Origin of the sequence: Bradyrhizobium yuanmingense, assembly GCF_900094575.1 — a bacterium.
Lineage (GTDB): Bacteria > Pseudomonadota > Alphaproteobacteria > Rhizobiales > Xanthobacteraceae > Bradyrhizobium > Bradyrhizobium yuanmingense.
The window spans coordinates 298,062-324,306 of record NZ_FMAE01000003.1; the positions used below are offsets into that span (position 1 = coordinate 298,062).

Here is a 26,245-nt window from a genome sequence, read left to right on the forward strand (position 1 = left end):
GTGTCCTCGTCAACTCGCCGGCTGGCTGCCGGCCTGAGCTTTCGCCTCGGCGTCCAGCCTGCGCTGGAGTCGCCAGTTGCGAAAGCCCCAGCTTCGCCAAGCCAGGTCCTGACGCTGCTGTTCTACAAGGCGGTCGCGGCGTGACACAAGGCAGCCCTCTTTGACGGCGGGCCGTAGCGCGATCGCCTTGTCGATGGCTGGCACCGCCTGCGGCCCGAGCGTCAGGAGATAGTCGATGTCGATCTGCACGCCTTTTCCCGAAACTTCCCGGCTGTGGACGACATTGTAGTCGGCGATGAAGGCGTCGAAGTTCACGAGCGAGCAGCCATAGAGCACGATCGCCAATGCGGCGAGATTGGCGCCGATCAGCCATTGATTGGACCTGTCGAGCAAGATGCGCGCGACGATCAGGATCAGGCCGATCGCTACCAGTCCCATCCAGACGAACGCTGCAATCCGCCAATAGGTCAGCATGTAGATGTCGACATAGAGATCGAGCCGGCGGATGGAGGAGACGACCAGCAGCACGTTCTGTCCGACCCAGAGATAGACCAGCGGCCGGATCACCTTCGATTTCTCGGCCGGCCCGCCCGGACGCATCGCCACCAGCACGAAGGCAGCGGCGAGGAGGGCGGTCGCGATCAGCGGATAGGCGCCGCGATGGGAGTAGGTCGCATAAGTCATGTTGTCGGGCAGCGCCACGTGACCCCAGAGATAGATGCCGTCGAGAATGGACTGCGCCGCGAACAGCAGGTTGAACAGGATCAGCGAGCGCAGGATGGTGGAGGGGCCGAGAAATTCCGCCGAGACCATGGGCGGCAGCGGCGGTGGCACGGGGCCCTCGGCCACGGCGGCGGCGACGACCGCCCTGCGCCGCCAGCGCACATGGATGAACGGCCAGACCAGAGCCAGCATCAAGGTCCAGAACAGGACGCGCCACATGTTGACATAGTCGAGCATGACCTTGGGATTGAGCAGCGACACCCATTGCTCGATCACCGGATTTGCGGCGGCGAACAATGCGATGAAGACGGTGCTGAGCGCCGCGGGCATCAGCCAGAGCGCGATGCCGCGGGTGAAGGCCGACATGTTGAAGGCTTGGGGCGCATCGAGGAAGAACCTGAAGGGACCGAGCAGGAGGAAATTGCACAGCGCGCGGGCGCGGTCGGTGAGCCCGGTCGTATCGGGATTGGTTGCAAGCAACAGCGCAATCGTCAGCGACGCGACGAGGATCAGGAACGATAGCGTGTTGAGCTCTTCCATGGCCGGCACAAGGCCGAGCACGAGGATCGCGCCGCTGATCGCCGCGCGCCGCCAGTCCACGGCCGCGTGATTGAACAGCACCGACACGCAGGCGGTCGCGATCGCAAACAGCGTCAGCGACAGCCCGATCCGCTGACCGTAGAACAACCAGTCGGCGAGCCCAGCCAGCAGCAGCGCCATTGCGAGCTTGGCCGACAGCGCCGAAGGCCTGATCGGTTGGATATCCGTCGTCGAAGCCAGGCTCGTCATGTCCAGAGAGTCTCCGTGAGTGGTGGCATCACGAATTCTGAACGGCACTTGTGCAGACGGCGGGATCATGGTCTGCACGGCTTCAGGAGTTTTTTGCAGTTTTCGTGCAGGCGCGCTTTTGCCTCTCGCGCAGCGTGATTCGCTTTGCTAGGTGCGAAACATTCATCGCCTATCGCACCTGGTGCATCATGCAATTGCTCAACCGCATCGGTCTCGTCCTGCTCTGGCTCGCCGCGCCGCTCGCTGCATTTGTCGCCGCGAACAAGAACGATCCCTATCTGCTCGTGCTGCGTGGCGCCGGAAACATCTCCCTTGTCGTCACAAGCATCGCAATCGTCGCTCTTTTGCTGTGCGGAGGTCGCTGGCGCACCATCGCCGGCAAGGCGCTCGTCGTGCTCTGGTGCCTGCCGCCGCTCTTGATGTCGGCTGCGCATCTGAAGTTCGAGCTGCGCAAGCATGACGTTCTCAACGCCAGCGCCGTCGAAGCGCGGCAGCTCGGGCCGCACTTCATGGTCGGTTATTCCTCCTTTCCCGAGGTCGCGCGTCTCGCCAGGCAGGGCCTGATCGGCGGCGTCTATGTCACCCGGCACAACATCCGCGGCCGTGCCATCGAGACGCTGCGGGCCGAGATCGCGGCGCTGCAGGATCTCAGGCGCGCAGCCGGCCTGCCGCCGCTGATCGTCGCCGCCGATCAGGAGGGCGGCATCGTCGGGCATCTTGCGCCGCCGCTGACGAAAGTGCCGGCGCTGGCGACGCTCACGGGACTGGCTTCCGATGAGCAGCAGGCCAAGGCCGAGGAGTTCGGCCGCATCCACGGCCGCGAGCTCGCCCACGTCGGCGTCAACCTCAATCTTGCGCCGGTGCTCGACCTCAAGCCGCCGGCGCGGCGCAACCGCCTCGATTTTCACACGCTGATCGGCCAGCGCGCGATTGCGAGCGATCCCGCCGTCGTCAGCACCATCGCGAGCGCCTATGTGCGCGGGCTGGAAGAGACGGGCGTCGGCGCCACGCTCAAGCATTTTCCCGGCATTGGCCGCGTGCGCGCCGACACGCATCATTTCAGCGCCAATCTTGACACGCCGGTGAAGGAGCTGGAAGCAACCGACTGGCTCCCGTTCCGCGAGGTGCTGTCGCATTCGCGCAGCGCCCTCATGGTCGGCCACGTCACGCTCACAGCCGTCGATCCCGATCGCGCCGCCTCGCATTCGAAGCGCGTTGTCGATGGGATCATTCGTGGGACGTGGGGTTACCAGGGCGTGGTGATGACCGACGACCTCATCATGGGCGCGATCTACCAGAACGACGTCTGCAAGGCCGTGGTCGAGGCGATCAATGCCGGCGTCGATCTGCTGCTGGTCGCCTATGACGGCGCGCAGTTCTACCGTGTCTTTGCCTGCGCCCTGGAAGGATCGCGACAGGGCAGGCTCGACGCGGCGATGCTGCATGCGAGCACCGCGCGCCTGGAGCGCGGCTTTTCGACCATGCAGGCACGAGCTGCCTCACGCGCCATCAGCGTCGCCCGGCAGAACTAGCCCTTCGCGAACTGGCGGTAGTCCGGTTCACGGTGAAACCAGAATTCGTAGCCGGAGATGCCCTTTTGCATGGCAACGTCGTGGATCGGCTGGTTGAGCGGAACCACGGGGACGTCGCGCATACAGAGCGCGATGAAATCCTTCACCGTCCTGTCGTATTCGGCGGCATCGGTGGTGAAGCGCGCCTTGTCGATCAGGGCGTCCATCTCCTTGTTCTTGTATGAGGAGATGTTGAAGATCGAGTTGTTGCCGTGGAAATTCCAGTAGAAGTAATATTCGGGATAATCGAGCCAGCCGCTGAAGCGGTTGAGCGCGAGCGGCAGCTCCTTCTTGTTCAGCGTCGTGCGCCAGTTCGCGCCGGGAATCTTTTCGATTGCCGCCTTGATGCCGATCTTGGCGAGATTCTCCTGGATCAGGATCGCGGTCGGCTCGCCGACGGTGGCGGTGCCTGTGTCCAGCGACAGCGTCGTCTCCAGGCCGGCTTCGAAGCCCGCTTCCTTCAGCAGAGCCTTGGCCTTGTCGAGATCGGTGACGTAAGGAAACGGTTGCGGCCACACCGGCTTTGAGACTTCGGCGGTGCCGCCATACATGGGAACGGCGCGGCCGAAGAAGGCGCTGGTCTGAATCTGCTCGTACGGCATGGCCCAGGCGATGGCCTGGCGCAGCTTGACATTGTCGAACGGGGGCTTGGCGGTGTTCAGCGCGACGTACCACAGCGCGTTGGGGATCGGCACGCCCGAGACCTTGACCTTGCCCTCCTTGATGATCTGCTCGAAATCGCGCGGGGCAAAGCCGCTGGAAATATCCGCATCGCCCCGCTCCAGCATGGCACGCCGCGTGCCGGCGGAGGGAACGTCGCGCGCGATCACGCGCTTGACCTTCGGCAGCGGCCCGCTCTTCCAGTCGTCGAAGCGCGTCAGCACGGTCTCGCTGCCCGGCTTCCAGCTCTCGATCTTGTAGGCGCCGCCGCCGGCCTCGTTGTTCTTCAGCCAGGCCAGCGCCCACGGGTCTTCCGGCGTCGCGTTCTTCCTGGCGAGCTCGGAATTGATGATGAAGGGCACGACGACGGCCACGTTGAACAGCAGCATCTTGTCCTTGCGGATATAGTCGATACGGAAAGTGTGGTCGTCGACCACCACGAACTGCTCCGGCTTTTCCAGCGATCCCGCCGACATCTGGAAGGTCGGAAAGCCGCCGACCTTCACGGCGCGGTCAAACGACCATTTGACGTCCTTGGCGGTCACAGGCGTGCCGTCGTGGAATTTTGCGTCCTTGCGAAGCTTGAAGGTGCAGGACATGCCGTCGGCGGCGACCTCCCAGCTCTCGGCGAGCTCGGGCGCGAGCTTCTCGCGGTCATACGACAACGTGCCGTCCGGCAGTGTCTTGAAGGCGTAGGTGAGCAGGCGGTCGTAGCAATTCCAGGACAGGCCGTTCACGGTCTGGTTGGAGCCGACGCCCTGCATGTCCAGCGAATTCGGCCCCAGCTCCTGCACCACCAGCAACGTCTCGCTGCGTCCCTGCGCCCAGGCAAGACGCGGCGCAAAGGCTGCCGTACCGGCGACACCGAGGCCGCCGAGCACGACGCTGCGGCGGTTCAAATCGAGGGGTGAAATGCTCAAGAGTGCCTCCCGTTCCGGAATTGTCCGGCATCGAGAGGCAAGCTGTATGCCAGAGCCAGGAAGCCCCAAGCCGCCCCGCGACAAGGCGAGGCGGCTTGGATCGATAGGTGTTGCGCGTCGGCGCGGACTACTCGGCCTGCTCCAGCGCGGCGGGCATCTTCGCCACCGACATCAGCGATCGCGCGACCTGGTTGAGCAGGAGATCGGCATTCTCTTCCTCGGCGAGAGATTTGGAGAGCAGGGCGACGATCGCGCTGTGGCGCAGCTGCTGCGCCAGGTTGCGCGCGGTGGTGTAGCCGGACATCTCGTAATGCTCGACGCGTTGCGCCGCAGAGATCAGCGCGAGGTCGGCGGCTGCATCCTCCTTCTCTTGGCTTTCCTTCATGACCTCCTGGCCTTCCTCGATCAGGCCCATCATGCCCTTGCAAGGCTTGGCGCGCGCGTTCTCGCCGAGCAGCTCGAAGCACTCGTTGATGCGCTCGACCTGGTTTTCGGTCTCGGCCAGATGCTGCTCGAACAGCTCGCGCAACTGATCGAAGCGGGCGGCCTGCGCCATCTTCGGGAGCGCCTTGGTCAGCTGCTTCTCGGCATGGAGGATGTCGCGCAGCTCATGCAGCAGCAGATCGGTCAGGCCCGCCTCATCGACAGGCGGCGAGCTCTCCGCGACGATCGGGGTGGCAGCACCGGGATCGGCGGATTGCAGCGCAGGCGATTCCGTGAACACCCAGTCCTCGCCCTCGTTCCACGGGCCGCGGGTGTCGATTTCGCCGTGGTCGCCGCTGCCGGTGGAATCGTTGAAGTACTGGTTCACGAGGCCGGGCGTCGGGGCAATCCGGCCGATGCTGAAGGCCGGCTTCGACAGGCTCTCGAGTGCGCGCGCGAACGCCTTCATATGCGTGATCTCGCGCGTCATCAGGAATTGCAGCGCGTCCTTGCTGCCGGCATCGTCGCAAAAATTGATCAGGCGCTCGTAGACGATCTTGGCACGCGCTTCTGCCGCGATGTTGCTGCGGAGATCGACGTCGAGCTCGCCCGTGATCTTGAGATAATCGGCGGTCCAGGGATTGCCTTGCGAGTTGAACAGATTGACGCCGCCTCCGCCGGCAATCGCGATCAGCGGATCGGCCTCCGCCGCCTGGCGGTCGTTCCGCGAGGGCGCAAGATGCATCCGGGCGAGGCAACCGACGACCTCGAGATGGCTGAGCTCTTCGGTGCCGATATCCATCAAGAGGTCCTTGCGGTCGGGATCCTCGCAATTCAGTCCCTGAATCGAATATTGCATCGCAGCCGCAAGTTCGCCGTTGGCGCCGCCGAACTGCTCGAGGAGCATATTGCCGAAGCGCGGATCGGGTTCGTCGACGCGCACGGTGAACATCAGCTTCTTGACGTGGTGATACATGGGGAGACTCGCGTGCTGGAGAGAAACTACGCGACAACGAGGCCTCCAGCCGTTCGTTCCTAAGTCTCTCCAGGATCGAGGCTGTCGTTGCCCCGGACCTCTGCCAGGGAGCGCGATGGCTTACGGCGTCACCGCACTGCGCGCGACGGCGCGCGGGGCCGTCAGTTCCTTCCAGGTCGAATTTGCCACATGCACCGGCGAGAAGGCGGGACGTTCGACGTATTGTCCATCGCCGGCCTCGGCGCGCAGGTCGCCATCCTTCCAGACGATACGGCCGCGCGACAGCGTCGCGGCCGCACCGCCGGTGCAGGCAAAACCCTCGAACACGTTGTAATCGATCCGGCTCATCTGCCGCTTGGCGCTGATGGTCTTGCTCGCCTTGGGATCCCACACCACGATATCGGCATCCGAGCCGACGGCGACCGCGCCCTTGCGCGGATAGATGTTGAGGATGCGGGCGATGTTCGCCGAGGTCACCGCGACGAATTCCTCTTTGGTCAGCCGCCCCGTGGCGACGCCCGCGGTCCAGAGCAGCGCCAGGCGATCTTCGAGGCCGCCGGTGCCGTTCGGGATCTTCCTGAAATCGCCGCGCCCGAACCGCTTCTGCTCGGTGGTGAAGGCGCAATGATCGGTCGCAACCACCTGGAGCGAGCCGGCTTGCAGGCCGGCCCAGAGGCTGTCCTGATGCTGTTTGTCGCGGAACGGCGGCGACATCACGCGCTGTGCGGCATGATCCCAGTCCTTGTTCTGATATTCACGCTCATCCAGCAGCAGATGCTGGATCAGCGGCTCGCCATAGACGCGCTTGCCGGCGGCGCGTGCCCGCGCGATGGCCTCATGCGCCTCGCGGCAGCTGGTGTGCACTATATAGACCGGCGTGCCTGTCATATCGGCGATCATGATGGCGCGGTTGGTGGCTTCGCCCTCGACCTCCGGCGGCCGTGAATAGGCGTGGCCTTCCGGGCCCGTGACGCCGCGCGCGATCAGGGCGTCCTGCATCAGGGCGACGACGTCGCCGTTCTCAGCATGGACAACCGGCATGGCGCCGAGATGGGCGCAGCGCGCGAACGAATTGTAGAGCTCGTCGTCGTTCACCATCAGCGCGCCCTTGTAGGCCATGAAATGCTTGAAGGTGTTGATGCCGTAGGTTTTGACCACAATCTCCATCTCGTCATGGATCTGCTTCGACCATGACGTCACCGCCATGTGGAAGCCGTAGTCGCTGGCCGCCTTCTCGGATTTGTGCCGCCACTCCTGATATGCCGCGAGCATGGATTGGCCGGGATCGGGCAGGCAGAAATCCACCACCATCGTGGTGCCGCCGCTCAGCGCCGCCTTGGTTCCGGATTCGAAGTCGTCGGCGGTGACGGTGCCCATGAACGGCATTTCGAGATGGGTGTGCGGATCGATCCCGCCCGGGATGACGTAGGCGCCGCCTGCATCGATGACCTCGCTACCTGTCGGCGCATCGAGCGCTGCGCCGATCGCGACGATGGTCTCGCCGTCGATCAGCACGTCCGCGCGGCGCGAATGATCGTGATTGACGACGGTGCCGCCGCGGATGAGGAGGGGCATGAGGTGCTCCGAGAGGTGAAGGGACGGCTCGAAGGCTAAGCGCGCGACTGGCGATGCGACAGGTGAAATTTTAGTCAGCCGCCGCCGCTCCTTTCACGTCGTGCGCGATCAGCCCGTCGATCATCGCGCGCACGAGGCCCGTGATCTCCTTGCGCAGCGCCGGCAGCGGCACGGCCACCAGCTTCCGCTCCAGCCCGAGCGCCGCCATGCCATGCACGGCCGAGAACAGGCTGCGTGCGGTGATGCCGAGTTCCTCCGGGCTGCGCCCAGGAAACAGTGCGGCCAGCGGCTGGTAGATATGACGGAACAGCTGCATCTGGTCGTGCACGGACCAATCCGGCACCAGCTTGCCCGTCTCCATCCGGTGCTCGAACAGCGCGCGCCAGAGCTGGAGGTTTTCGGCGGCGAAATCGCAATAGGCGAGGGCGATGCGGACCAGGGATTCCCGTGGCGATGGCTCGCCGGCATTTGTTGCGAGAGTCAGCGTCTCGTCGAGCCGGAGCAGCGTGCGCGAGCCGACCCGCAGGATCAGTTCGTCGACATCAGCCACGAGATTGTAGACCGCGCCATTGGCGCAGCCGATCTCGCGGGCCAAATCGCGGGTCTTGAGACCCGCCAGCCCCCGCTCGGCGATCATCTGTTCGGCCGCCTGGATCAGGGCCGCACGCAATTTCTCTCGCCGTTCCAGGGCCTTAGTCATTCTTAACCAAATTCTTGAGCGTCGCTCAAAATAATATTGAACGATGTTCAAGGTTCCTGCTACAAACCATCTGTGAGCAACGCTCATCGACAGGGAGCAACCAATGTTCAAGACCGTCGTGACCCTCTTCCGCGGCAGCGTCGCCGCTGCGGGCGAGGAACTGGAAGATCGCACCGCCCTTCTGATCCTGGATCAGCAGATGCGCGATGCAGCCGCAGCCGTCGAGCGCAGCAAGCGCACGCTGGCGCTGGCAATCGCGCAGGACCAGCAGGAAGGCCGCAAGCTCGAGGCCACGAATGCGCGCATCGCCGATCTCGAGACCCGTGCCGTTGCGGCGCTGGATGGCGGCCGCGAGGACCTCGCCAAGGAGGCCGCCGAAGCCATTGCGGCGCTGGAGGCCGATCGCGATGCGGCCATGACGGCGCGCGCGCTGTTCGCGACCGAGATCATCAGGCTGAAGCGCCACGTCGCCAACGCGCAGGCCCGCATCACCGAGCTCGATCGCGGTCGCCGGATCGCCCGCGCCTCGGAAGCGGTGCGCTCGCTTCGCCGCAGCGGCATCGAGGCCGCGCGCCCCTATGAATCGACATTGCCGGAGGCGGAGGGGACGCTGAGGCGTCTGCGCGAGCGGCAGATGGAGGCTCAGGCGGCCGACGATGCCCTGGTCGAGCTCGACGCGGCCACCGGCCCGCTCGCCACCGCCGAACGACTCGCCGAGCAGGGCTTCGGCCCGCGGCTCAAGACGACCGCCGACGATGTGCTGGCGCGCTTGAAGTCCAGGCGCATGCCGGCGGCCTGATCTCAAGTTCCAATCCGAACGCAATCATCATTCCAATCGACAGGAGACCATCATGAACCAGAATGGCCAGCCCCACAGCGGCGCCTGGGTGAGCTTCACCTACGCGTCCTTCGCAGCTTCCGCCTTCCTCGTCGCCATCGGCATCTTCTTCCTGCCGATCGACCTCTGGATGAAGGGTTATCTCACCATGGGCATCGTGATGATGATCCAGACCTGCGTCACCCTGACCAAGACCGTGCGCGACAATCATGAGAGCAGCCGCCTCGTGAACCGCATCGAGGATGCCAAGGCCGAGCGGCTGCTGATGGAGGTCTCCAAGGCGGCGTAAGGCGAACGGTCGCAGCGCGCGCTCTGGGGCGACAGGGGCGCGCGCGGCAGGCAGGGTGCATTGTGCTTCGCGTGCAGGTGCGATATGGCTCTCGCGCTTTCCAGAGGCGGAGACGAGCTTTGTCGAAACAATCCCTGCGCGAGGAGGCCGAGCGCCTGATCCGCGAATCGATGGAAAAGAAGACCATCGTGGTCAAGCAGGGCACGACCCGCATCGAGGCTGTCTGCGGCAAGTGCGGAGCGCCGAACCGGGTGCAGGCGGAGAAGGGCCAGACCCGCGTCAAGTTCGCCTGCAAGAACTGCGGGCATAAGCAAGAGACGTTGTAGGCGTCTTCACCTCATCCGGGTCGCCCCCGGCGATGCGCAGCATCGTCCGGCGCGATCCGGCTAGAGGCCCTACGGCCTCTCCCTCACATCACCTGATGCACGTCGATCACGACGCGATCCGCATGGCGCGCCGCTGACGCCACGAAGATGTGCTCCATCAGCCAGCGGTACGTCTCGTGCCCGGTCTCGAACTTCGGCACGGTGCGGAAATAGATCAGCTTCGGATCGACCGGCTCGCCGCGCTTGAGCTTGTGCAACAGCTCGACCGGACCGAAGCGCATACCCTTGTTCTCGACGTAGACGGTCGCACCGTCGTCGGTCTCGAAGGCGTATTTCGCTTCGAGATCGATCAACTCGTTGGGCCGGATGGTCTGGAAGTCGGCGCCGAAGGGGAGCACCTTTCCGCTGACCGCGCCCGTCACCTCGCCGCCGATGATCGGAATGATGCGGCGGACGCCGATCCCGGTCTCGCCCGCGGTCACGACGTCGCCGATCCGCGCGGTGATGGTGAAAACGTATCTTGTTTCGAGGGTCGGGGTGGTCATGTCTGCCTCCAATCATCGACGAGCCTTCCCTTCTCCCCTTGTGGGAGAAGGTGGCGCGAAGCGCCGGATGAGGGGTCTATCTCCACAAGCGTGCTCGCGGAGAGAGATCCCTCACCCGTCTCGCCGCTATCGCGGCGAGCCACCCTTTCCCACAAGGGGAGAGGGGAAGCAGCCACGCCGTGCGGCATTCAATCTTGTCACCTCTAATGCGCCATCATCCGCGTCGGCAGCCAGGTTGCCAGCAGCGGGAAGGCGATCAGGATCACGAGGCGCACGAGGTCCGTTGCCACGAACGGGCTTACGCCCTTGAAGATGGTGGAGAAGGAGACGTCCTTCACCACGCTTTTTATGACGAAGACGTTCATGCCCACGGGCGGAGTGATCAGGCCGAGCTCGACGGTCACGACGATGATGATGCCGAACCAGATCGGATCGAACCCCAGATGCATGATCACCGGGAAGATGATCGGCACGGTCAGGATGATCATCGCCATGGCATCCATCAGGCAGCCGAGCACGAGATACATCACCATGATCAGCGCCAGCACGCCGTAGGGGCCGAGGCCGAGCCCGGTGAGGAATTCCGTCACCTTCTGCGGCGTCTGCGTCACCGTGAGGAAATAGCCGAAGATCAGCGCGCCGATCAGCACGGTGAACACCGCAGCCGCGGTGCGCGTCGCCTGCAGCAGCGAGGCCAGCACCTTCTCGCGGTCGAGCCGGCCGGTCAGCACGCCGATGATGAAGGCCCCGGTCGCGCCGACGCCGCCGGCCTCGGTCGGCGTGAAGCGCGGCAGGAAGGGCAGGCCGTAGAGGCCGCCGATGACGAAGATGAACAGCAGCACCGGTGCCCAGATCTCCTTCAATCCGGCAAAGCGCTCGCGCCACGGCGTCACCTTGCCCTTGGGCAGGAACTCGGGGCGGAAATAGCCGATCAGGGAGATCGTGATCATGTACATGGTCATCGCGAGCAGGCCCGGGATGATGCCGGCGATGAACAGCTTGCCGATGTCCTGCTCGGTGATGATGCCGTAGACCGCAAGAACAGTGGATGGCGGCAGCATCGCGCCCAGCGTGCCGCCGGCCGCGATCACGCCGGTGGCGAAGGATTGCGGATAGCCGAAGCGCCGCATCTCGGGATAGGCGACGGCGGAGAAGGTCGCCGCGGTCGCGACCGAGGAGCCGCAGATCGCGGCAAAGCCGCCGCAGGCGCCAACGGTGGCAATGCCGAGTCCGCCGCGCAAATGTCCGACGAAGCCGTTGGCGGCGCGGAATAGCTCGCGGCTCATGCCGGAATTGCTGACGAAGGAGCCCATCAGCAGGAACATCGGGATGACGCCGAAGGTGTAGTCGGTCACGGTGCGCATGGTGACCTGACCGACCATCTTCAGGGCCGGTGTCGAGCCCACGAGATAGCTGAAGCCGCACACGCCGACGAGGCCCATGGCCATGCCGACCGGCACGCGCAGCAGCATCAGGGCGAACAGGGCGACGAAGCCGATAACGGCGACGGCGTCGGTACTCATGGTTACTCCGTCACCTTGATGTTGGGTTCATGCATGTCTTCGGGGTGGAAGATCAGCCGGTACGTGCGGATCGCGATCAGCAGCACGGCGCAGACGTCGCCGATCCACGCGACGAGGAAGAACGGCCATGTCGGCATGTGCAGGTCGAAGGTCTGAACGTTGTCGTTGTAGGTCAGCCGGACCTTGTCGAACAGCGTCCAGGTCTGCACGGTGACGACGAACAGCAGCACCAGGGTCGCGAACACGTCGATCCAGCGCTGATGGCGCGGCCCGACATTGCCCCAGACCAGGTCGACGGTGATGTGGGTGCCGCGATAGGAGGTTGCCGCGATGCCCCAGAAAATGAGGATGCCGAGCAGCATTCGGCCGATGTCGAAGCTGTCGGGGATCGAATAGTTCAGCGTGTTGCGCAAGAGCACCGACAGGAAGATGTCGAGCGCGACGATGCCGACGAAGCCGGCCGCGATCCATTCGATCGAGTCGATCACGCGATCCATCCAGGAGCGCTTCATGGGTGTTTCCTAAGCACTGCTATTCTCATTCTCGGCTCTGGCGGCGGCACTTCGCCTCTCCCCGCTTGCGGGGAGAGGCCGACACGCGAAGCGTGGCGGGTGAGGGGGACTATCCACGCGTCCGATTGTCACCGTCCCTGCGGAGACTCCCCCTCACCCCAACCCTCTCCCCGCAAGCGGGGAGAGGGGGAAGAGACACGGTGCGCTCCTCACCTGCTCTCAGCTTGCAAGGCAACGGCGGCAGGACCAATCCCGCCGCCGCGTTTCCTTCGCCACCGCGTCACTCCGCCAGCGCGTTGTATTTCTTCAGCGAGGCCTTGAGATCCGCGAGCGCGGCGTCGGGATCGGCACCGGCCTTCTTGGCGCCGTCGCCCCAGGTCTTGACCAGCGGCTCGGCGGCCTTCTTCCAAGCCGCGATCTGCTCGGGCGTCAGCTTGTAGACCTCATGGCTGGATTCCGCCTTCACCTTGGCGATGCCGGCGTCCTCGAACTTGCCCCAATGCTCGCCGACCGCGCCTGCCATCTCGACCGTGCAGTTCTTGTCGATCGCGGCCTTCTGCTTGTCGGACATCGCATTGTACTTGTCCTTGTTGATCACGAACACGAAGGTCGTGGTGTAGAGCGGCGCCTCCATGTCGTACTTGGTCACCTTGTCGATGCCGAACAGCACCAGTGAGCCCCAGGGGAAGGTGACGCCGTCGGCGACGCCGCGCTCGATGATGTCGCGCACTTCCGGCGCCGAGGACTGCACATTGGTGCCGCCAAGCGAGGTGACGAAGTTCGCCATGGTAGCGTGCGCCGGGCGGATCTTCATGCCCTTCACGTCCTCGGGGTTGACGATCTTCTTGGTGCGGGAATGGAACGAGGAGGGCGAGTGGACGAAGGCGAGGCAGTATTTGACGTCCTTCATCTCCTTCTCGGCAAATTTGCGATACCACGCGTCGAGCCCCATCGAGCCGCCCTTGGCATCCGAGATCAGGAACGGCAATTCCCCGGCGCCGATGATCGGGAAGCGGCCGGGCTGGTAGCCGGGATTGACATAGGTGACGTCGGCGATGCCGTCGCGCGCCATGTCGTAATGGTCGAAGGCCTTGCCGAGCTGCTGGGCCGGAAACACCTTGCCGGTAATGGTGCCGCCGGAATCCTTGTTCACCGCAGCCACCCAGTCTTCCAGCGATTTCTGCAGCGGATGCGATGCCGGCACCCAGTGCGAGACCTTCAGGTCAAATGTCTTGTCCTGCGCGAGCGCGGGGCTCACGCTTGCTGCCAGCAGCAAGGCCAGACAGGCTTTCCTCATCACGCGTCTCTCCCTTTTGCGACGGCGGGCTTCGTTGGCCCGGTCTCTTTAATTAACATGTTATCTAATTCGCCGGCGCGTTCAAGCCGGAACTGAGGCCCGCCGTGTCGCGCCATCTACGTCAGTCATGTTGCATGGATTTGTCGCTGCTCGGGCGACCACCGCTCTCCCTTTGCGCAAACGTTATATGGTATAATTATCGCCTGCGAGCCTTTGCCACAAGCAGGCTGCGGCCAAAGCCTAACAGGATCGGAAGCAGCATGTATTGCGGACAAAGGTCGCAATCGTCGGGCCGTTGCGGCGATGGCGGGGCTCGTTTCAAACATCTGCACAAATTCCGTTTAAAGCTTTGTAGGTGATGCATTCCTCGCGTCATTCGCTTCCAATGCAGCCGAGGCAATGAAGCGAGACCGCCATGACCCGCACCGACATCCCCGCCGGCTACGAGCCACATTTCCGCAAAGCGCCGCTGACCGATCCCTGGGAGCCGCTCTATTCGAAGAAGACCGATAAGGGCGTCACCGTCGGACTGCGCCTGGCGACGCCGCACACCAACGCCCGCGGATTGATCCATGGCGGGCTGATCGCGGCGCTCGCTGACGCCGCCATGGGCTACAGCTGCGCCCAGGCGACGGGCTGGACCACGTCATTCGTCACCATCTCGCTGTCGGTCGACTATGTCGGCGCCGCCGAGATCGGCCAATGGCTGGCGGTCGAGGGCGAGGCGATCAAGACCGGGAACACGATCTGCTTCGCGCAGTGCCTGGTGAAGGCGGACGACGCCGTGATCGCGCGGGCCAGCGGCACGTTTCGGGTAGTGCCGAAGAAGGGGTGAGGCCCAACTCTCTCCGTCGTCATGCCCGGGGCAAGCCCGGCCATGACGGAAAAGATCACCCAAACCTCCACTCCGCCGTCTCCACCACGAGGTCGACGAACGCGCGCACCTTGGCCGAGAGCAGGCGCGAGGTCGGGTAGACGATGTGGATCGGCAGCGCCGGCTGCTCGTATTGCGCCAGCACGATCTTCAGGCGCCCGCGCTTCAGGCCCTCGGCGGCCTGATAGGCCAGCACCCGCGTCACGCCGCCGCCGGCTTCGGCATATTGCAGGGCGGCGTCGGCGCTGTTGCTGATGAAGCGAGGCGACAGCGGCAGCCCGATATCGCGGCCGTCGCGCAGGAAACGCCATTCGGACCAGGGGCCGAACTGGATGGTCTGGTGCGTGGCGAGCGCTTCCGGCGTCTTCGGCTCGCCGTTGCGCTTGAGATAACCGGGCGCGGCCACCACGATCCGCCGCATCTCGCCGACCTGGCGCGCCACAAGCGAGGAATCGGCGAGATGGCCGATCCGCACCGCGGCATCGACGGCGTCCTCGACGAGGTTGACGAGATGGTCGGACAGCCTGAGTTCGGCGGCGACCTCGGGATAGCGCTTGAGATAGGCGGTCATGAGAGGCCCGACATGCAGCCGGCCGAAGCCGACCGGCGCGGACACGACGAGACGCCCGCTCGGCCGATTGCGCTCCTCCCGCGCCGAGCCGTCAGCCTCCTCGACGTCGGCGAGGATGCGCCGCGCGCGCTCCAAATAGCGCGTGCCGACGTCGGTCAGCGCCACCTGCCGCGTGGTCCGCTGCAGCAGCCGCGCGCCGAGATGCTCCTCCAGCGCCGCGATCATCCGCGTCACCGCCGACGGCGACAGCCGCAGTTTGCGCGCGGCCGGCGCGAAGCCGCGCAGGTCGGCGACCGTGACGAAGACGTGCATGGCTTCCAGGCGGTCCATGGACATTATTGCATAAATCGCAATGATGAAGTGTCAAGCTGCTCAATTGTTTTAGACGCCGAAAGGTCCAGATTAGGCGCGGAAGACGCAGCAATGCGCCGGAATTTCAGGAGATGTTCCGATGACGGCAGTTCACACCTATGCCAGCGACGTGGCCTTTTCGCCGGCGGTGAAGACGATCCAGGCGCGCAAGGGCTCGCGCGAGGCCTATGCGCGCAGCGAGCAGCGCGGCTGGCGCACCGAGGTCGACGACAATCTCGCCGCGTTCCTGGCCGACGCCAACAGCTTCTATTTCGCCACGGCTTCAGCCGACGGCCAGCCCTACATCCAGCACCGCGGCGGCCCGAAGGGCTTTCTCAAGGTGCTGGACAAGCAGACGCTCGCCTTCGCCGACTACGCCGGCAACCAGCAGTTCATCACGCAAGGAAATCTCTCGGAGAATCCCAAGGCCTACATCTTCGTGATGGACTACGCCCACCGCCGCCGGGTGAAGATCTGGGGCGAGGCGCGCGTGGTCGAGGACGACGAAGCCCTGACCACGTCATTGATGCCGAAAGACTACCGCGCCCGGCCCGAGCAGGTGATCCTCTTCAAGATCGCAGCCTGGGACACCAACTGCCCGCAGCACATCCCGCAGAAGTTTGATGCAGCCGATGTCGCGGCCGCGCTCGCCGCGAGAGATGCGAGGATCGCAGAGCTGGAGGCGGAGCTTGCGGCGTTGAAGGGGGAGAAGGCGGCAGGTTAAACGGCGCGCTTCGCCTCTCCCATCGTCCGGTGTCATGCCCCGCGAAGGCGGGGCATCCAGTACGCCGAGGCATTTCGGTTCAATCGCGATCGTCTCGGAGTACTGGATCGCCCGCCTTCGCGGGCGATGACAATGAATAGGCCGAGGCGTCTCTAAACTAAATCACACTTTCGCCTTCGTGCTGGAAGCCGAGATAGCTCGCGGCCACCCGTTCGTTGGCGGCGATGTCGCTGGCCTTGCCGCTGAGCACGAACTCGCCGAGCTCCATGACATAGGCATGGTCCGCGATCTTCAGTGCGGCCTGCGCGTTCTGCTCGACCAGCAGCACGGAGACGCCGGCGGCGCGGAGCTCGGTGACGATGCGGAAAATGTCGGCGACGATGATCGGGGCAAGGCCGAGGCTCGGCTCGTCCAGCATCAAGAGCTTCGGCTCGCCCATCAGCGCGCGGCCCATCGCGAGCATCTGCTGCTCGCCGCCGGAGAGCGTGCCGGCGAGCTGCTTGCGCCGCTCCTTGAGCCGCGGAAACAGCGCATAGACCCGCTCCATCGAGGCTTTGGCCTTGCTGCGCTCGATCCGGAACGCGCCCAGCTCGAGATTGTCCTCGACATTCATGGTCACGAACAATTCGCGATGCTCGGGAACGAGACCGAGGCCCATCGCGACACGGTCCTCGATGTCGAGGCGGGCGAGATCCTGCCCGGCAAAGGCGACGCGGCCCTTCAGCGGCAGGATTCCCATGATGGCCGAGAGCAGCGTGGTCTTGCCGGCGCCGTTGGCGCCGACAATGGTGACGATCTCGTTGGCGCCCACCTCGAGCGAAACCGAACGCACCGCCTCGACCTTGCCATAGGCCACATGCGCGTCAGTGACGGACAACAGCGTGCTCATGCCGCCACTCCAAGATAGGCCTTGATCACTTCGGGATTGGTCTTGATCGTCGCCGGCGTGCCCTCCGCGATCTTGGTGCCGAAATCGAGCACCACGATGCGGTCGGCAAGGTTCATCACGAAGCCCATGTCGTGCTCGACCAAAAGGACGGACATCCCGCCGTCGCGCAGCTCGCGGAGCAGCGCGGCGAGCCGCTGCTTTTCCATGTGGCGCAGGCCGGCGGCCGGCTCGTCGAGCAGCAGCAGCATCGGATCGACGCAGAGCGCGCGGGCGATCTCGACGATGCGCTGCTGGCCGAGCGAGAGCGAGCCTGCCAGCTGGTGCATCTGCTCGGCGAGGCCGACGCGCTCGATCTGGCGGGCGGCCTCGGCGAGCAGCTTGGCCTCGTCAGCGCGGTCGAGCCGCAGCATCGAGGAGATTGGGCCGGAATGGCCGCGCAAATGTGCGCCAATCGCGACGTTCTCCAGCACGGTCATGTCGGGGACGAGCTTGACGTGCTGGAAGGTCCTGCTGATGCCGAGCTTGACGATCTCCTGTGGCGGCGCGTTGTCGACCTTCCTGCCGAGCACCGAGATCGAGCCCGAGGTTGCCGACAGCACGCCGGTAATCAGGTTGAAGGTCGTGCTCTTGCCGGCGCCGTTCGGGCCGATCAGTGCGACGATCTCGCGGGCCTGCACGTCGAAGGACACGTTGTTCACCGCGACCACGCCGCCAAACTGCTTTCGCGCCTTCTCGACCTGAAGCAGGACGCCGGTCTCGGCGGGCGCGCGGGTGCGATGCTCCAGCTTCAGCGAGGTGTCCGGCTTCCTGCCGTCGGTGCGCTCGGGGAAGAACGACATCAGCCAGGGCCAGAGGCCGCCGGGCGCAAGCTGCAGCAGCGCCACCAGCATGATGCCGAACACGATGGTCTCGACCTGGCCGGAGCCCGGCAGGATCAGCGGCAGATAGCTCTGCAGCACCTCCTTCAGGATCACGACGATCGCCGCGCCCAGCACGCCGCCCCAGACATAGCCGGCGCCGCCGACCACTGCGATGAAGAGATATTCGATGCCCATATGCGCGCCGAACGGCGTCGGGTTCACGGCGCGCTGGAGATGGGCGTAGAGCCACCCGGACAGGCCGGCGAGCACCGCGGCGTGGATGAACACCAGCAGCTTTGCCCGCGGCGTGTGGACGCCGAACGCTTCGGCGGCGACATGGCCGCGGCGCAGCGCGCGGATGGCACGGCCGGTGCGGGAGTCCAAGAGGTTCATCGTCAGCAGGGCCGAGAGGATCACGGCGACCCAGATTGCGTAATAGATCGAGCCGGGCGAGAGCATCTTGAAGGCACCGATCGACAGCGGCGGGATCGCCGAGATGCCGTCGTTGCGTCCGAGAAACTCCAGCTTGCTGAACAGGTAGAACAGCCCAAGCCCCCAGGCGAGCGTGCCGAGCGGCAGGTAATGCCCCGAGAGGCGTACGGTGATCAGCCCGAGCAGCACCGCGAGCGAGCCGCTGACCACGAGCGACAGCGGCAGCGTCAGCCAGGGCGACAGGCCATAGGCCGTCGTCAGCACGGCGGTGGTGTAGGCACCGAAACCGACGAAGGCGGCCTGCCCGAACGAGGTGAGGCCGCCGACGCCGGTCAGCAGCACGAGGCCCATCGCGACCAGCGCGGCAAGGCCGATATTGTCGAGCAGCACGATCCAGAACGGGGGCACGCCCGGGATGAGCGGGATCGCCGCCATGAGGATCGCAAAGACGAGGATGGGAAGCCGGCTCTGCATCGGGCTCAGTCCTTCTCTTCCTCGACCGCGGGCGCGGCGAGCGAGCGCAGCAGCAGCACGGGGATCAGCAGCATGAAGACGATCACCTCCTTGTAGTTGGAGGCATAGAAGGACGAGAACGCCTCGACGATGCCGACCACCAGCGCCGCGACGGCGGTGAGGGGATAGCTGACGAGGCCGCCGATGATCGCGGCGACGAAGCCCTTCAGCCCGATCAGGAAGCCGGAGTCGTAATACAGTGTCGTGATCGGCACGATCAGGATGCCGGAGAGTGCGCCGATCACGGAAGCCAGCAGGAAGGCGATCTGGCCCGACAGCGTGGTGCGGATGCCGGCTAGCCGCGCCCCGAGCCGGTTGACCGCGGTCGCGCGCAGCGCCTTGCCGTAGAGCGTCAGGCCGAAGAACAGCCAGAGCGCGACGATGAAGGCGATGGTGATGGCATAGACGGTGATGCTCTGGCCGGTGAAGCGCAATGCGCCGGCGGTGAAGGCGCCGGACAGCACGGCAGGCCCACGCTGGCCTTCGGCGCCGAAGAACAACAGGCCGAGGCCCTGCAGCGCGAGGTGGACGCCGACCGAGGCGATCAGCAGCACCAGCACCGAGGTGTGCGCCAGCGGCTGGAAGGCGATGCGGTAGAGATAGAGGCCGATCATCGCCACGATCACCAGCGACAGCGCGATGCAGACCGCGACCGGCGGCTTCTGCGCGGCGAGGGACAGGGTCAGCGCCAGCACGATCGCGGGCAGCACGACGTTGGCGATGAAGCTGCGGACGACCAGCCGCCCGTGCAGCGCCTTGCGCGCCACGAACAGGTCGAAGGCGAAGGCGCCGATGCCGAGCGCCAGCGCCAGCTTTGCCGTGCCCGGCATCTGGCCGGCGGCCAGCGAGGCATAGGTCAGCGCGCCATAGGTGACGAATTCGCCCTGGGGAATAAGGATGACCCGGGTGACGGCGAACACCAGCACCAGCGCCAGGCCGAGCAGCGCATAGATCGCGCCATTGGTGATGCCGTCCTGCACCAGGAACAGCATGATGGTGGTATTCAAGACCGGACGCTCCCCCTAATCCGGACCGGTCCCCTCGATTGCGGTGGACGGTCCGCTCACAGCCATTGAAAAACGCAGGCGATATTTGGTATGGTCCATAACAATTATCAAATATAACTTCAAGGGTGGGAACGACCCGCCCCGGAATTTAGCGGGATTACGAGCACGAGGCGATGACCGTTTCCAAAACCGCTGAAAAGTCCTCCGACAAGCCGGCCGACGTGGCCAAGGGCCGCAAGGACGCGAGCGAGCCGCAGGCGGAGGCCCTCCAGCTCGGCGAGCTTTCCGAGCAGCTCGGCTATGTCCTGAAACGTGCGCAGCTCAAGGTGTTCGAGAATTTTCTGCGCTGCATGGCCTCGCTCCAGCTGACGCCAGCGCAGTTCTCGGTGCTGCTGCTGGTCGAGAAGAACCCCGGCCGTAACCAGACCGAGATCGCCTCCACGCTCGGCATCCTCAGGCCGAACTTCGTAGCCATGCTCGACAATCTGGAGAGCCGCGACCTCTGCGCGCGGATCCGCTCCACCAACGACCGCCGCTCGCACATCCTGGTCTTGACCGACAAGGGCAAGGCCGTGCTGGCGCGCGCCAAGAAGCTCGTCGCCACCAAGCACGAGGCCCGGCTGAACGATCTGCTCGGCCAGGCCAACCGCGAAGCCCTGATCGGGATGCTCGCGAAGATCGCCAACGAGTTTTGACTCTTACCCTCCAGGGGAGGGTAAGCGAACGTCAATCCACCAAGATCGCCCTGATGTCGTTCACGTTGGTCAGCGTCGGTCCAGGCTGTAGCAGGTCGCCGGTCGCCTCGAAAAACGTGGTGGCGTCGTTGTTGGCGAGATAGGCATGCGGCTCGAGCCCCAGCGCCTTCATCTTCGCGAACGTCGCCGCATCGATCAGCGCGCCGGCGGGGTCGGTCGGGTGGCCGGCGCCGCCATCGGCGCCGTCGGTGTCGCCGGCCAGCGCCGCGATGCCGGAAGTGTCCTTCAAGAGCGAAGCCAGCGCCAGCGCGTATTCCTGGTTCGGCCCGCCGCGCCCGTTGCCGCGCACGGTGACCGTGAGCTCGCCGCCGGAGAGAATCGCGACGCGCTTGCCCTGGCTGCGTGCCTGAAGCGCCAGCCTGGCGTGATCGGCGGCGACCTCGCGCGCCTCGCCTTCGAGATCGGCGCCGAGATCGATGGTCTCGTAGCCGGCCTCGCGCGCGAGCTTGACCGCGGCGTCCAGCGACTGCTTGGGCCGCGCGATCAGCTCGAACGAGGCGCGCGCAAAGGCGGCGTCGCCCGGCTTGCAGCTCTCGTTGTTGGGATCGTCGAGCGCGCGGCGCACCGCATCGTCGATGTCGAGCCTGTATTTCGCCACGATCGCGCGCGCATCCGCCAGCGTGGTCGGATCGGGCACGGTGGGGCCGGAGGCGATCGCGGACGGATCGTCATGCGGCACGTCGGAGATCGCGAGCGTCACGATCTCCGCGGCGTTGCTGCCAGCGCGGGCGAGGCGGCCGCCCTTGATCCGCGACAGGTGCTTGCGCACGACGTTCATCTCGCCGATCGGCGCGCCCGAGCGCAGCAGCGCCTTGTTGACCGCCTGCTTCTGCGCGAAGCTGATGCCGTCCACCGGCGCGATCCAGTTGGCCGAGCCGCCGCCGGTGAGCAGCACCAGCAGGAGATCGTCCGGCCCGGCCTCGCCCGCGAGTGCGAGCGTGTCGGCCGCGCCCTTCAGGCCGGCTTCGTCAGGCACGGGATGACCGGCCTCGACCACGCGAATGCTGCGCGTCGGCACGCCGTAGCCGTGGCGCGTGGTGGCGATGCCGACGAGGCGCTCCGGCGCCAATCCCAGCGCATCGAGATAATGCCGCTCCGCGGCTGCGGCCATCGCGCCGGCGCCCTTGCCGGCCGCGAGGCAGATCACGCGCCCCCTGGGCGCAGGTCGCAGGTGAGGGGCCAGCACCATTTCGGGATGGGCGGCGGCGACGGCCGCGTCGTAGAGCGCGCGGAGCAGGGGGCGTCGGTCGGTCATGGACAATGGCCTTGCGCAGACTGGACTGGCGGCGAGGAGGTCGCCGCCATCTGCCTACCGCATCGTGTGCCAAAGCGTAAGCGCCTTCGCCGTCATTCGATTGTGCAATCGCGTGATCATAATTGCCACACAAGCAGAAGCCCCCTGCGCGATCAGCGCAGGGGGCTCGTCGTCCGGGCTTTGAAGCTTCTAGCCGCCGGCGTCGGCGCTGATCACCTCGCCGAACAGGTCCCACTTGTCGCCCTTGAACTTCATCAGCTGCAGCGAGCTGATCGGTGCGAAGTCGTTCGGCCCGGTACTGATCTTGATGCCGGGCAGCAGCACTTCGGTGCGGAAGTCCTTCAGGCTCGCCGCCTGCTTCATGACGTTCTCGCGCGTGAGATTGTCGCCGCATTTCTTCAGCACTTCGACCAGCGTCTGCGCGACGCCGTAGCCGACGATGGTGCCGCCGTCGAGCTTGTCGCCCTCGGGGAAGTACTTCGTCATGAACTCCAGGAACGCCTTCATGCCGGCGTCGTCCTTCCACTGCGGATCGGAGACGTCCTTCAGATAGGCGGCCGAGATAATGTCCTGCGAATTCTCGAAGCCGGCGGGCTTGATCACGCTGCCGACCGAGGCCGAGACGTTGTTGAGGAAGTGGGTCGGCTTCCAGCCGATCTCGGAGATCTTCTTGATCGCCTGCGCCGCGAACTTCGGCGTGGTGATGTTGATGAAGACGTCGGCGCCGGTGGCTTTCAGCTTGACGATGTGGTTGTCGATGGTCGGCTCCGACGTCTCGTAGCTTTCCTCCAGCACGATCATGCTCGCGGCCTTGGCCCCCAAGCCGTCCTTCAGGCCCTTCAGGTAATCCTTGCCGTAATCGTCGTTCTGGTAGAGCACGCCGATCTTGGCGTTCGGCATGGCCTTGAGGATGTATTTCGCGTAGATCTGCGTCTCGCTCTGGTAGTTGGGTTGCCAGCCCATGGTCCACGGGAAGTTCTGCGGATCGTTCCACTTGGTAGCGCCGGTGGCGACGAACAGCTGCGGCACCTTCTTCGAGTTCATGTATTTCTGGATCGCGGAGTTCGGCGGCGTGCCGAGCGAGTTGAAGACGAGCAGCACCTCGTCGCTCTCGACCAGCTTGCGCGCCTGCTCCACCGTCTTCGGCGGCGAGTAGGCGTCGTCGTAGGAGACGAAATTGATCTTGCGGCCGTTGATGCCGCCCTCTTCGTTGATCTTCTTGAAATAGGCGGCTTCGGTGCGACCGATGATGCCGTAGGCGGAGGCCGGTCCGCTGTAGGGCATGATGTTGCCGATCTTGATCTCGGTGTCGGTCGCACCGGTATCGTATTTTTTTTGGGCCGTTGCGGTTGAGGCCGAGGCCGCGATGAGCGCGAGCGCCAATGATGCGGCCGCAAGCTTGCCGGTGACAGCAGGCATTCCAATCTCCCTGTTTTTTCTTTGTGTGTGCGTCCCTTTTCTTGTCTCGTTTTTCTTCGCGACGCGGCCGCAATTCAATACGATTTGCCTGAACGCTTCAAGGAAAAGCCCCTGCGGCATGGCCGCAGGGGCTGCGTCTTTAGTCGATTTGGCTACATCTTGAGCAAGTGGTTAATGGTCAGCCGCCGACGTCGCCGCTCAGCACCTCGCCAAATGGCACCCAATGCTCGCCCTTGAACCGGATCAGCTGCAGTTGCGAGAGCGGCGCGAAATCGGTCGCCGAGGTGTTGACCTTGATGCCCGGCAACAAGCCCGCCGGCTCGAAGTCCTTGATGTTGGCGGCCTGCTTCATGATGTTCTCGCGGGTGAGATTGTCACCGCAGGCCTTGAGCACGTGAACGAGGCCTTGGGCGACGATGTAGCCGTACATTACCGAGGCATCGGCGCGGTTCGCTTCAGGATAGTACTTATCCAGAAATTCGTTCCAGGCGATCATCGCCTTGTCATTTTTCCACTGCGCGTCGGTCGGATCCTTGAAATATTGCGACGAGATGATGTCCTGCGCGTTCTCGAATCCGGCCGGCTTGATTACGCTGCCGATCGAGGCCGAGACGTTGTTGAGGAAGTGCAGCGGCTTCCAGCCGATCTCGGCGTTCTTCTTGATCGCCTGTGCCGCGAATTTCGGCGTCGTGATGTTGAAGAACACGTCGGCGTTGGTCGACTTCATCTTGACGATGTGGGAGTCGATGGTCGGCTCGGAGACTTCGTAGCTGTCCTCGATGACGATCATCGAGGCGGCCTTGGCTCCGAGCCCGTCCTTGAACCCCTTCAGATAGTCCTTGCCGTAATCGTCGTTCTGGTAGAGCACGGCGATCTTGGCGTTCGGATGGTTCTTCAGGATGTACTTGGCGTAGATGATCGCCTCGATCTGGTAGTTGGGTTGCCAGCCCATCGTCCACGGGAAGGTCTGCGGGTCGTTCCACTTCGTGGCGCCGGTGGCGACGAACAGCTGCGGAACCTTCTTCTGGTTCATGTACTTCTGGATCGCCGAGTTCGGCGGGGTGCCGAGCGAGTTGAAGATCAGCAGCACCTCGTCGCTCTCGACCAGCTTGCGCGCCTGCTCCACGGTCTTCGGCGGGGAATAGGCGTCGTCATAGGTGATGAAGTTGATCTTGCGGCCGTTAATGCCGCCTTCTGCGTTGATCTTGCGGAAATAGGCCTCTTCGGTCTTGCCGATCACGCCGTAGGCGGACGCGGGACCGCTATAGGGCATGATGTTGCCGATCTTGATCTCCGTGTCGGATGCGCCGGTGTCGTATTTCTTCTGCGCGAGCGCTGTCGTGGACAGCGTGGCGGCTAGCACGAGGGCAGCCGAGAAGGCCCCCAATCGCACATGCATTGCAGGCATTTTGATCTCCCTGGACAGGATTGAATGTGTCGTTTGTTCTTATTGGGAGCGATCGTTGCGCGTCGCTCCGTCACGCATTCAATACCTATCCACGGCCGTCAGCAAGAAGAACGCCTGCACGGCCCTCGCGCAGGCGGCGATCTCGTCGAAGGCGGTGCTGAATATTCCGGCGCGTGAGATTCTTTTTGCGGGGCAAACTCACCGCTTGAGTTGCTTTACGAGAAGGCGGCTATTTTGAATTGCGTCGTTCAGTGGCTCATCTCGCTCGAGATGATGTCGCCGAACAGCTCCCATTTCCTGCCCTTGAAGCGCATCATCTGCAGCTGCTCGATCGGGGCGAAATCGTCGGGCGCGGTGTTGATCTTGATGCCTGGCAGCAGCGTGTCGGGTGCGAAGTCCTTCAGGCTGGCGGCCTGCTTCATGACGTTCTCGCGGGTGAGATCGTCGCCGCACATCTGCAGCACCTTCACGATGGTCTGTGCGGCGGCATAGCCGTACACGACGCCGGCATCGAGCTTGTTGGCCCTGGGCTCGTATTGCGCGAGGAAACTGTAGAACTTCTTCATGCCGTCGTCGGCATTCCACTGCGGGTCGGAGCCGTCCTTGGTGTAGGTCGCCGACAGGATGCCTTGCGAGACTTCAATGCCCGCCGGCTCCAATACGCCGCTGACCGAAGCCGAGACGTTGGAGATGATGTGCATCGGATGCCAGTTGATCTCCGCGGCTTTCTTGATTCCCTGCGCGGCGAATTTCTGGTTGGTGAGGCTGATGAAGATATCGGCGCCGGCCGCCTTCAGCTTCACGACTCGCTCGTCGATTGCGGGCTCGGACGTGTCGTAGGCCTCCTCCCGCACGATCATCGAAGCCTTGGCGCCGAGGCCCTCCTTCAACCCGTTTAGATAGTCCTTGCCGAAATCGTCGTTCTGGTAGAGCACGCCGATCTTTCCGTTTGGCTTCTCCTTCATGATGTATTTGGCATAGATCCGAGCCTCGCTGACGTAGCTCGGCTGCCAGCCCATGGTCCAGGGATATTGCTTGGGGTCGTTCCATTTCGAGGCGCCGCTCGCCACGAACAATTGCGGCACCTTCTTCTCGTTCATGTACTTGCGGATGGCGCTGTTGGTGGAGGTGCCGAGCGAGCCGAAGATCAGCAGCACGTTGTCGCTCTCGACCAGTTTTCGCGCCTGTTCCACCGTCTTCGGCGGCGAATAGCCGTCGTCATAGGAGATGAATCTGATCTTGCGGCCGTTGATGCCGCCCTCGGCATTGATCTTGTTGAAGTAGGCTTCCCCGGTCCTGCCGATCGCAGCATAGCCGGAGGCCGGACCGCTGTAGGGCATGATGTTACCGATCTTGATCTCGGTATCGGAGGCGCCGCTGTCGTATTTCTTCTGCGCCAGCGCCTCGCCGCTCATTGCAGTGCACAAGGCAAGCGCGGCCCAGAGCGTCGCAACCTGGGAACGAACGGCGGCCATTGCTCTCCTACCCCGGGATGGATCGATCGCATTGAACAAGATTGG

At 64.2% G+C, this 26,245-nt stretch carries 24 protein-coding genes; 7 read left to right on the plus strand and 17 right to left on the minus strand.

All coding sequences use genetic code 11. From position 1 onward, the window contains the following. Positions 1 to 9 precede the first annotated feature (9 nt). The gene (locus GA0061099_RS11125; RefSeq protein WP_036021448.1) at positions 10 to 1,512 is read right to left on the minus strand and encodes a DUF4153 domain-containing protein; all 1,503 of its coding nucleotides are present in this window, start codon (positions 1,510 to 1,512) and stop codon (positions 10 to 12) included. Positions 1,513 to 1,700: 188 nt separating this feature from the next. Here GA0061099_RS11125 and GA0061099_RS11130 point away from each other — a divergent pair, with 188 nt between their 5' ends. Next, positions 1,701 to 3,044, plus strand: coding sequence for a glycoside hydrolase family 3 N-terminal domain-containing protein (locus tag GA0061099_RS11130; RefSeq protein ID WP_036021450.1), 1,344 nt, complete (start codon positions 1,701 to 1,703; stop codon positions 3,042 to 3,044). Here GA0061099_RS11130 and GA0061099_RS11135 read toward each other — a convergent pair. The 4 genes from GA0061099_RS11135 to GA0061099_RS11150 form a co-directional block, all read right to left on the minus strand. Beyond that, positions 3,041 to 4,663 (minus strand): ABC transporter substrate-binding protein, encoded by a 1,623-nt coding sequence (locus GA0061099_RS11135; RefSeq protein WP_036021452.1) that lies wholly within the window; start codon positions 4,661 to 4,663, stop codon positions 3,041 to 3,043. The two genes, GA0061099_RS11130 and GA0061099_RS11135, sit on opposite strands and share 4 nt — an antisense overlap. 127 nt (positions 4,664 to 4,790) lie before the next feature. Continuing rightward, positions 4,791 to 6,062 carry a DUF892 family protein gene (locus GA0061099_RS11140; protein ID WP_036021454.1) on the minus strand — a complete coding sequence of 424 codons (1,272 nt, stop codon included), beginning with the start codon at positions 6,060 to 6,062 and terminating at the stop codon, positions 4,791 to 4,793. Positions 6,063 to 6,182: 120 nt separating this feature from the next. Further along, the gene (hydA, locus tag GA0061099_RS11145) at positions 6,183 to 7,637 is read right to left on the minus strand and encodes a dihydropyrimidinase (protein WP_036021456.1); all 1,455 of its coding nucleotides are present in this window, start codon (positions 7,635 to 7,637) and stop codon (positions 6,183 to 6,185) included. Between the two features lie 70 nt (positions 7,638 to 7,707). Beyond that, positions 7,708 to 8,337 carry a TetR/AcrR family transcriptional regulator gene (locus GA0061099_RS11150; RefSeq protein WP_074447688.1) on the minus strand — a complete coding sequence of 210 codons (630 nt, stop codon included), beginning with the start codon at positions 8,335 to 8,337 and terminating at the stop codon, positions 7,708 to 7,710. Positions 8,338 to 8,440: 103 nt separating this feature from the next. Here GA0061099_RS11150 and GA0061099_RS11155 point away from each other — a divergent pair, with 103 nt between their 5' ends. From GA0061099_RS11155 to GA0061099_RS11165, 3 genes are all read left to right on the plus strand, one after another. Next, positions 8,441 to 9,136: a PspA/IM30 family protein gene (locus GA0061099_RS11155; protein WP_035997892.1), complete on the plus strand. Its 696-nt coding sequence runs from the start codon at positions 8,441 to 8,443 to the stop codon at positions 9,134 to 9,136. Between the two features lie 52 nt (positions 9,137 to 9,188). Next, the gene (locus GA0061099_RS11160; protein ID WP_035997898.1) at positions 9,189 to 9,464 is read left to right on the plus strand and encodes a YiaA/YiaB family inner membrane protein; all 276 of its coding nucleotides are present in this window, start codon (positions 9,189 to 9,191) and stop codon (positions 9,462 to 9,464) included. 119 nt (positions 9,465 to 9,583) lie between these two features. After that, positions 9,584 to 9,790 (plus strand): hypothetical protein, encoded by a 207-nt coding sequence (locus GA0061099_RS11165; RefSeq protein ID WP_025033895.1) that lies wholly within the window; start codon positions 9,584 to 9,586, stop codon positions 9,788 to 9,790. An 83-nt stretch (positions 9,791 to 9,873) separates the two neighbouring features. Here GA0061099_RS11165 and GA0061099_RS11170 read toward each other — a convergent pair whose 3' ends face one another. The 4 genes from GA0061099_RS11170 to GA0061099_RS11185 all read right to left on the minus strand — a co-directional run bounded on the left by GA0061099_RS11170 (position 9,874) and on the right by GA0061099_RS11185 (position 13,667). After that, a complete protein-coding gene (locus tag GA0061099_RS11170; RefSeq protein ID WP_035997901.1) occupies positions 9,874 to 10,335 on the minus strand; it encodes a DUF3237 domain-containing protein in 462 nt (153 codons plus the stop codon). 203 nt (positions 10,336 to 10,538) lie between these two features. Further along, a complete protein-coding gene (locus GA0061099_RS11175; RefSeq protein WP_035997903.1) occupies positions 10,539 to 11,858 on the minus strand; it encodes a TRAP transporter large permease in 1,320 nt (439 codons plus the stop codon). A 2-nt stretch (positions 11,859 to 11,860) separates the two neighbouring features. Then, entirely contained in the window at positions 11,861 to 12,370 is a 510-nt protein-coding gene (locus GA0061099_RS11180) for a TRAP transporter small permease (protein WP_036021501.1), read from the minus strand. Positions 12,371 to 12,650: 280 nt separating this feature from the next. Beyond that, complete coding sequence (locus tag GA0061099_RS11185) at positions 12,651 to 13,667, minus strand: TRAP transporter substrate-binding protein (RefSeq protein ID WP_036021503.1); 1,017 nt, start codon at positions 13,665 to 13,667, stop codon at positions 12,651 to 12,653. 415 nt (positions 13,668 to 14,082) lie between these two features. Between GA0061099_RS11185 and GA0061099_RS11190 the strand changes: the two genes are divergently transcribed. After that, a complete protein-coding gene (locus GA0061099_RS11190) occupies positions 14,083 to 14,502 on the plus strand; it encodes a PaaI family thioesterase (protein WP_035997915.1) in 420 nt (139 codons plus the stop codon). A gap of 55 nt (positions 14,503 to 14,557) precedes the next feature. Here the strand turns inward: GA0061099_RS11190 and GA0061099_RS11195 are convergent, their stop codons facing one another. Then, positions 14,558 to 15,442, minus strand: a complete 885-nt coding sequence (locus tag GA0061099_RS11195) for a LysR family transcriptional regulator (protein ID WP_035997918.1) — start codon at positions 15,440 to 15,442, stop codon at positions 14,558 to 14,560. 121 nt (positions 15,443 to 15,563) lie between these two features. Here GA0061099_RS11195 and GA0061099_RS11200 point away from each other — a divergent pair, with 121 nt between their 5' ends. Continuing rightward, the gene (locus GA0061099_RS11200) at positions 15,564 to 16,187 is read left to right on the plus strand and encodes a pyridoxamine 5'-phosphate oxidase family protein (RefSeq protein WP_036021505.1); all 624 of its coding nucleotides are present in this window, start codon (positions 15,564 to 15,566) and stop codon (positions 16,185 to 16,187) included. Positions 16,188 to 16,344: 157 nt separating this feature from the next. On the opposite strand, the gene GA0061099_RS11205 is transcribed toward GA0061099_RS11200, so the two are convergent. Genes GA0061099_RS11205 through GA0061099_RS11215 form a run of 3 tightly spaced genes read right to left on the minus strand, consistent with a single transcriptional unit; the run spans position 16,345 to position 19,888 of the window. Then, on the minus strand, positions 16,345 to 17,076 hold the full coding sequence (locus GA0061099_RS11205) for an ABC transporter ATP-binding protein (RefSeq protein ID WP_035997921.1): 732 nt from the start codon (positions 17,074 to 17,076) through the stop codon (positions 16,345 to 16,347). Then, complete coding sequence (locus tag GA0061099_RS11210) at positions 17,073 to 18,842, minus strand: branched-chain amino acid ABC transporter ATP-binding protein/permease (protein WP_050995835.1); 1,770 nt, start codon at positions 18,840 to 18,842, stop codon at positions 17,073 to 17,075. Before GA0061099_RS11210 ends, GA0061099_RS11205 begins: the two co-directional genes overlap by 4 nt. A 5-nt stretch (positions 18,843 to 18,847) precedes the next feature. Continuing rightward, positions 18,848 to 19,888 carry a branched-chain amino acid ABC transporter permease gene (locus GA0061099_RS11215; RefSeq protein WP_036036742.1) on the minus strand — a complete coding sequence of 347 codons (1,041 nt, stop codon included), beginning with the start codon at positions 19,886 to 19,888 and terminating at the stop codon, positions 18,848 to 18,850. Between the two features lie 173 nt (positions 19,889 to 20,061). On the opposite strand from GA0061099_RS11215, the gene GA0061099_RS11220 reads away from it, so the two are divergent. Further along, positions 20,062 to 20,583: a MarR family winged helix-turn-helix transcriptional regulator gene (locus tag GA0061099_RS11220; RefSeq protein ID WP_036021509.1), complete on the plus strand. Its 522-nt coding sequence runs from the start codon at positions 20,062 to 20,064 to the stop codon at positions 20,581 to 20,583. Positions 20,584 to 20,614: 31 nt separating this feature from the next. On the opposite strand, the gene GA0061099_RS11225 is transcribed toward GA0061099_RS11220, so the two are convergent. The 4 genes from GA0061099_RS11225 to GA0061099_RS11240 all read right to left on the minus strand — a co-directional run bounded on the left by GA0061099_RS11225 (position 20,615) and on the right by GA0061099_RS11240 (position 26,200). Beyond that, positions 20,615 to 21,898 (minus strand): glycerate kinase type-2 family protein, encoded by a 1,284-nt coding sequence (locus tag GA0061099_RS11225; protein WP_036021510.1) that lies wholly within the window; start codon positions 21,896 to 21,898, stop codon positions 20,615 to 20,617. A 189-nt stretch (positions 21,899 to 22,087) separates the two neighbouring features. Continuing rightward, entirely contained in the window at positions 22,088 to 23,317 is a 1,230-nt protein-coding gene (locus tag GA0061099_RS11230; RefSeq protein ID WP_035997932.1) for an ABC transporter substrate-binding protein, read from the minus strand. Between the two features lie 178 nt (positions 23,318 to 23,495). Continuing rightward, complete coding sequence (locus GA0061099_RS11235; protein ID WP_036021511.1) at positions 23,496 to 24,725, minus strand: ABC transporter substrate-binding protein; 1,230 nt, start codon at positions 24,723 to 24,725, stop codon at positions 23,496 to 23,498. Positions 24,726 to 24,973: 248 nt separating this feature from the next. Beyond that, positions 24,974 to 26,200 (minus strand): ABC transporter substrate-binding protein, encoded by a 1,227-nt coding sequence (locus GA0061099_RS11240; protein WP_036021512.1) that lies wholly within the window; start codon positions 26,198 to 26,200, stop codon positions 24,974 to 24,976. Positions 26,201 to 26,245: the final 45 nt, after the last annotated feature.

Bases quoted from the DNA above. Each gene is read 5' to 3' on its own strand.
- GA0061099_RS11125 (WP_036021448.1), bottom strand. From the start codon at position 1,512: ATGACGAGCCTGGCTTCGACGACGGATATCCAACCGATCAGGCCTTCG.
- GA0061099_RS11130 (WP_036021450.1), top strand. From the start codon at position 1,701: ATGCAATTGCTCAACCGCATCGGTCTCGTCCTGCTCTGGCTCGCCGCG.
- GA0061099_RS11140 (WP_036021454.1), bottom strand. From the start codon at position 6,062: ATGTATCACCACGTCAAGAAGCTGATGTTCACCGTGCGCGTCGACGAA.
- hydA (WP_036021456.1), bottom strand. From the start codon at position 7,637: ATGCCCCTCCTCATCCGCGGCGGCACCGTCGTCAATCACGATCATTCG.
- GA0061099_RS11150 (WP_074447688.1), bottom strand. From the start codon at position 8,337: ATGACTAAGGCCCTGGAACGGCGAGAGAAATTGCGTGCGGCCCTGATC.
- GA0061099_RS11155 (WP_035997892.1), top strand. From the start codon at position 8,441: ATGTTCAAGACCGTCGTGACCCTCTTCCGCGGCAGCGTCGCCGCTGCG.
- GA0061099_RS11160 (WP_035997898.1), top strand. From the start codon at position 9,189: ATGAACCAGAATGGCCAGCCCCACAGCGGCGCCTGGGTGAGCTTCACC.
- GA0061099_RS11170 (WP_035997901.1), bottom strand. From the start codon at position 10,335: ATGACCACCCCGACCCTCGAAACAAGATACGTTTTCACCATCACCGCG.
- GA0061099_RS11175 (WP_035997903.1), bottom strand. From the start codon at position 11,858: ATGAGTACCGACGCCGTCGCCGTTATCGGCTTCGTCGCCCTGTTCGCC.
- GA0061099_RS11180 (WP_036021501.1), bottom strand. From the start codon at position 12,370: ATGAAGCGCTCCTGGATGGATCGCGTGATCGACTCGATCGAATGGATC.
- GA0061099_RS11185 (WP_036021503.1), bottom strand. From the start codon at position 13,667: ATGAGGAAAGCCTGTCTGGCCTTGCTGCTGGCAGCAAGCGTGAGCCCC.
- GA0061099_RS11190 (WP_035997915.1), top strand. From the start codon at position 14,083: ATGACCCGCACCGACATCCCCGCCGGCTACGAGCCACATTTCCGCAAA.
- GA0061099_RS11195 (WP_035997918.1), bottom strand. From the start codon at position 15,442: ATGGACCGCCTGGAAGCCATGCACGTCTTCGTCACGGTCGCCGACCTG.
- GA0061099_RS11200 (WP_036021505.1), top strand. From the start codon at position 15,564: ATGACGGCAGTTCACACCTATGCCAGCGACGTGGCCTTTTCGCCGGCG.
- GA0061099_RS11205 (WP_035997921.1), bottom strand. From the start codon at position 17,076: ATGAGCACGCTGTTGTCCGTCACTGACGCGCATGTGGCCTATGGCAAG.
- GA0061099_RS11210 (WP_050995835.1), bottom strand. From the start codon at position 18,842: ATGCAGAGCCGGCTTCCCATCCTCGTCTTTGCGATCCTCATGGCGGCG.
- GA0061099_RS11220 (WP_036021509.1), top strand. From the start codon at position 20,062: ATGACCGTTTCCAAAACCGCTGAAAAGTCCTCCGACAAGCCGGCCGAC.
- GA0061099_RS11225 (WP_036021510.1), bottom strand. From the start codon at position 21,898: ATGACCGACCGACGCCCCCTGCTCCGCGCGCTCTACGACGCGGCCGTC.
- GA0061099_RS11230 (WP_035997932.1), bottom strand. From the start codon at position 23,317: ATGCCTGCTGTCACCGGCAAGCTTGCGGCCGCATCATTGGCGCTCGCG.
- GA0061099_RS11235 (WP_036021511.1), bottom strand. From the start codon at position 24,725: ATGCCTGCAATGCATGTGCGATTGGGGGCCTTCTCGGCTGCCCTCGTG.
- GA0061099_RS11240 (WP_036021512.1), bottom strand. From the start codon at position 26,200: ATGGCCGCCGTTCGTTCCCAGGTTGCGACGCTCTGGGCCGCGCTTGCC.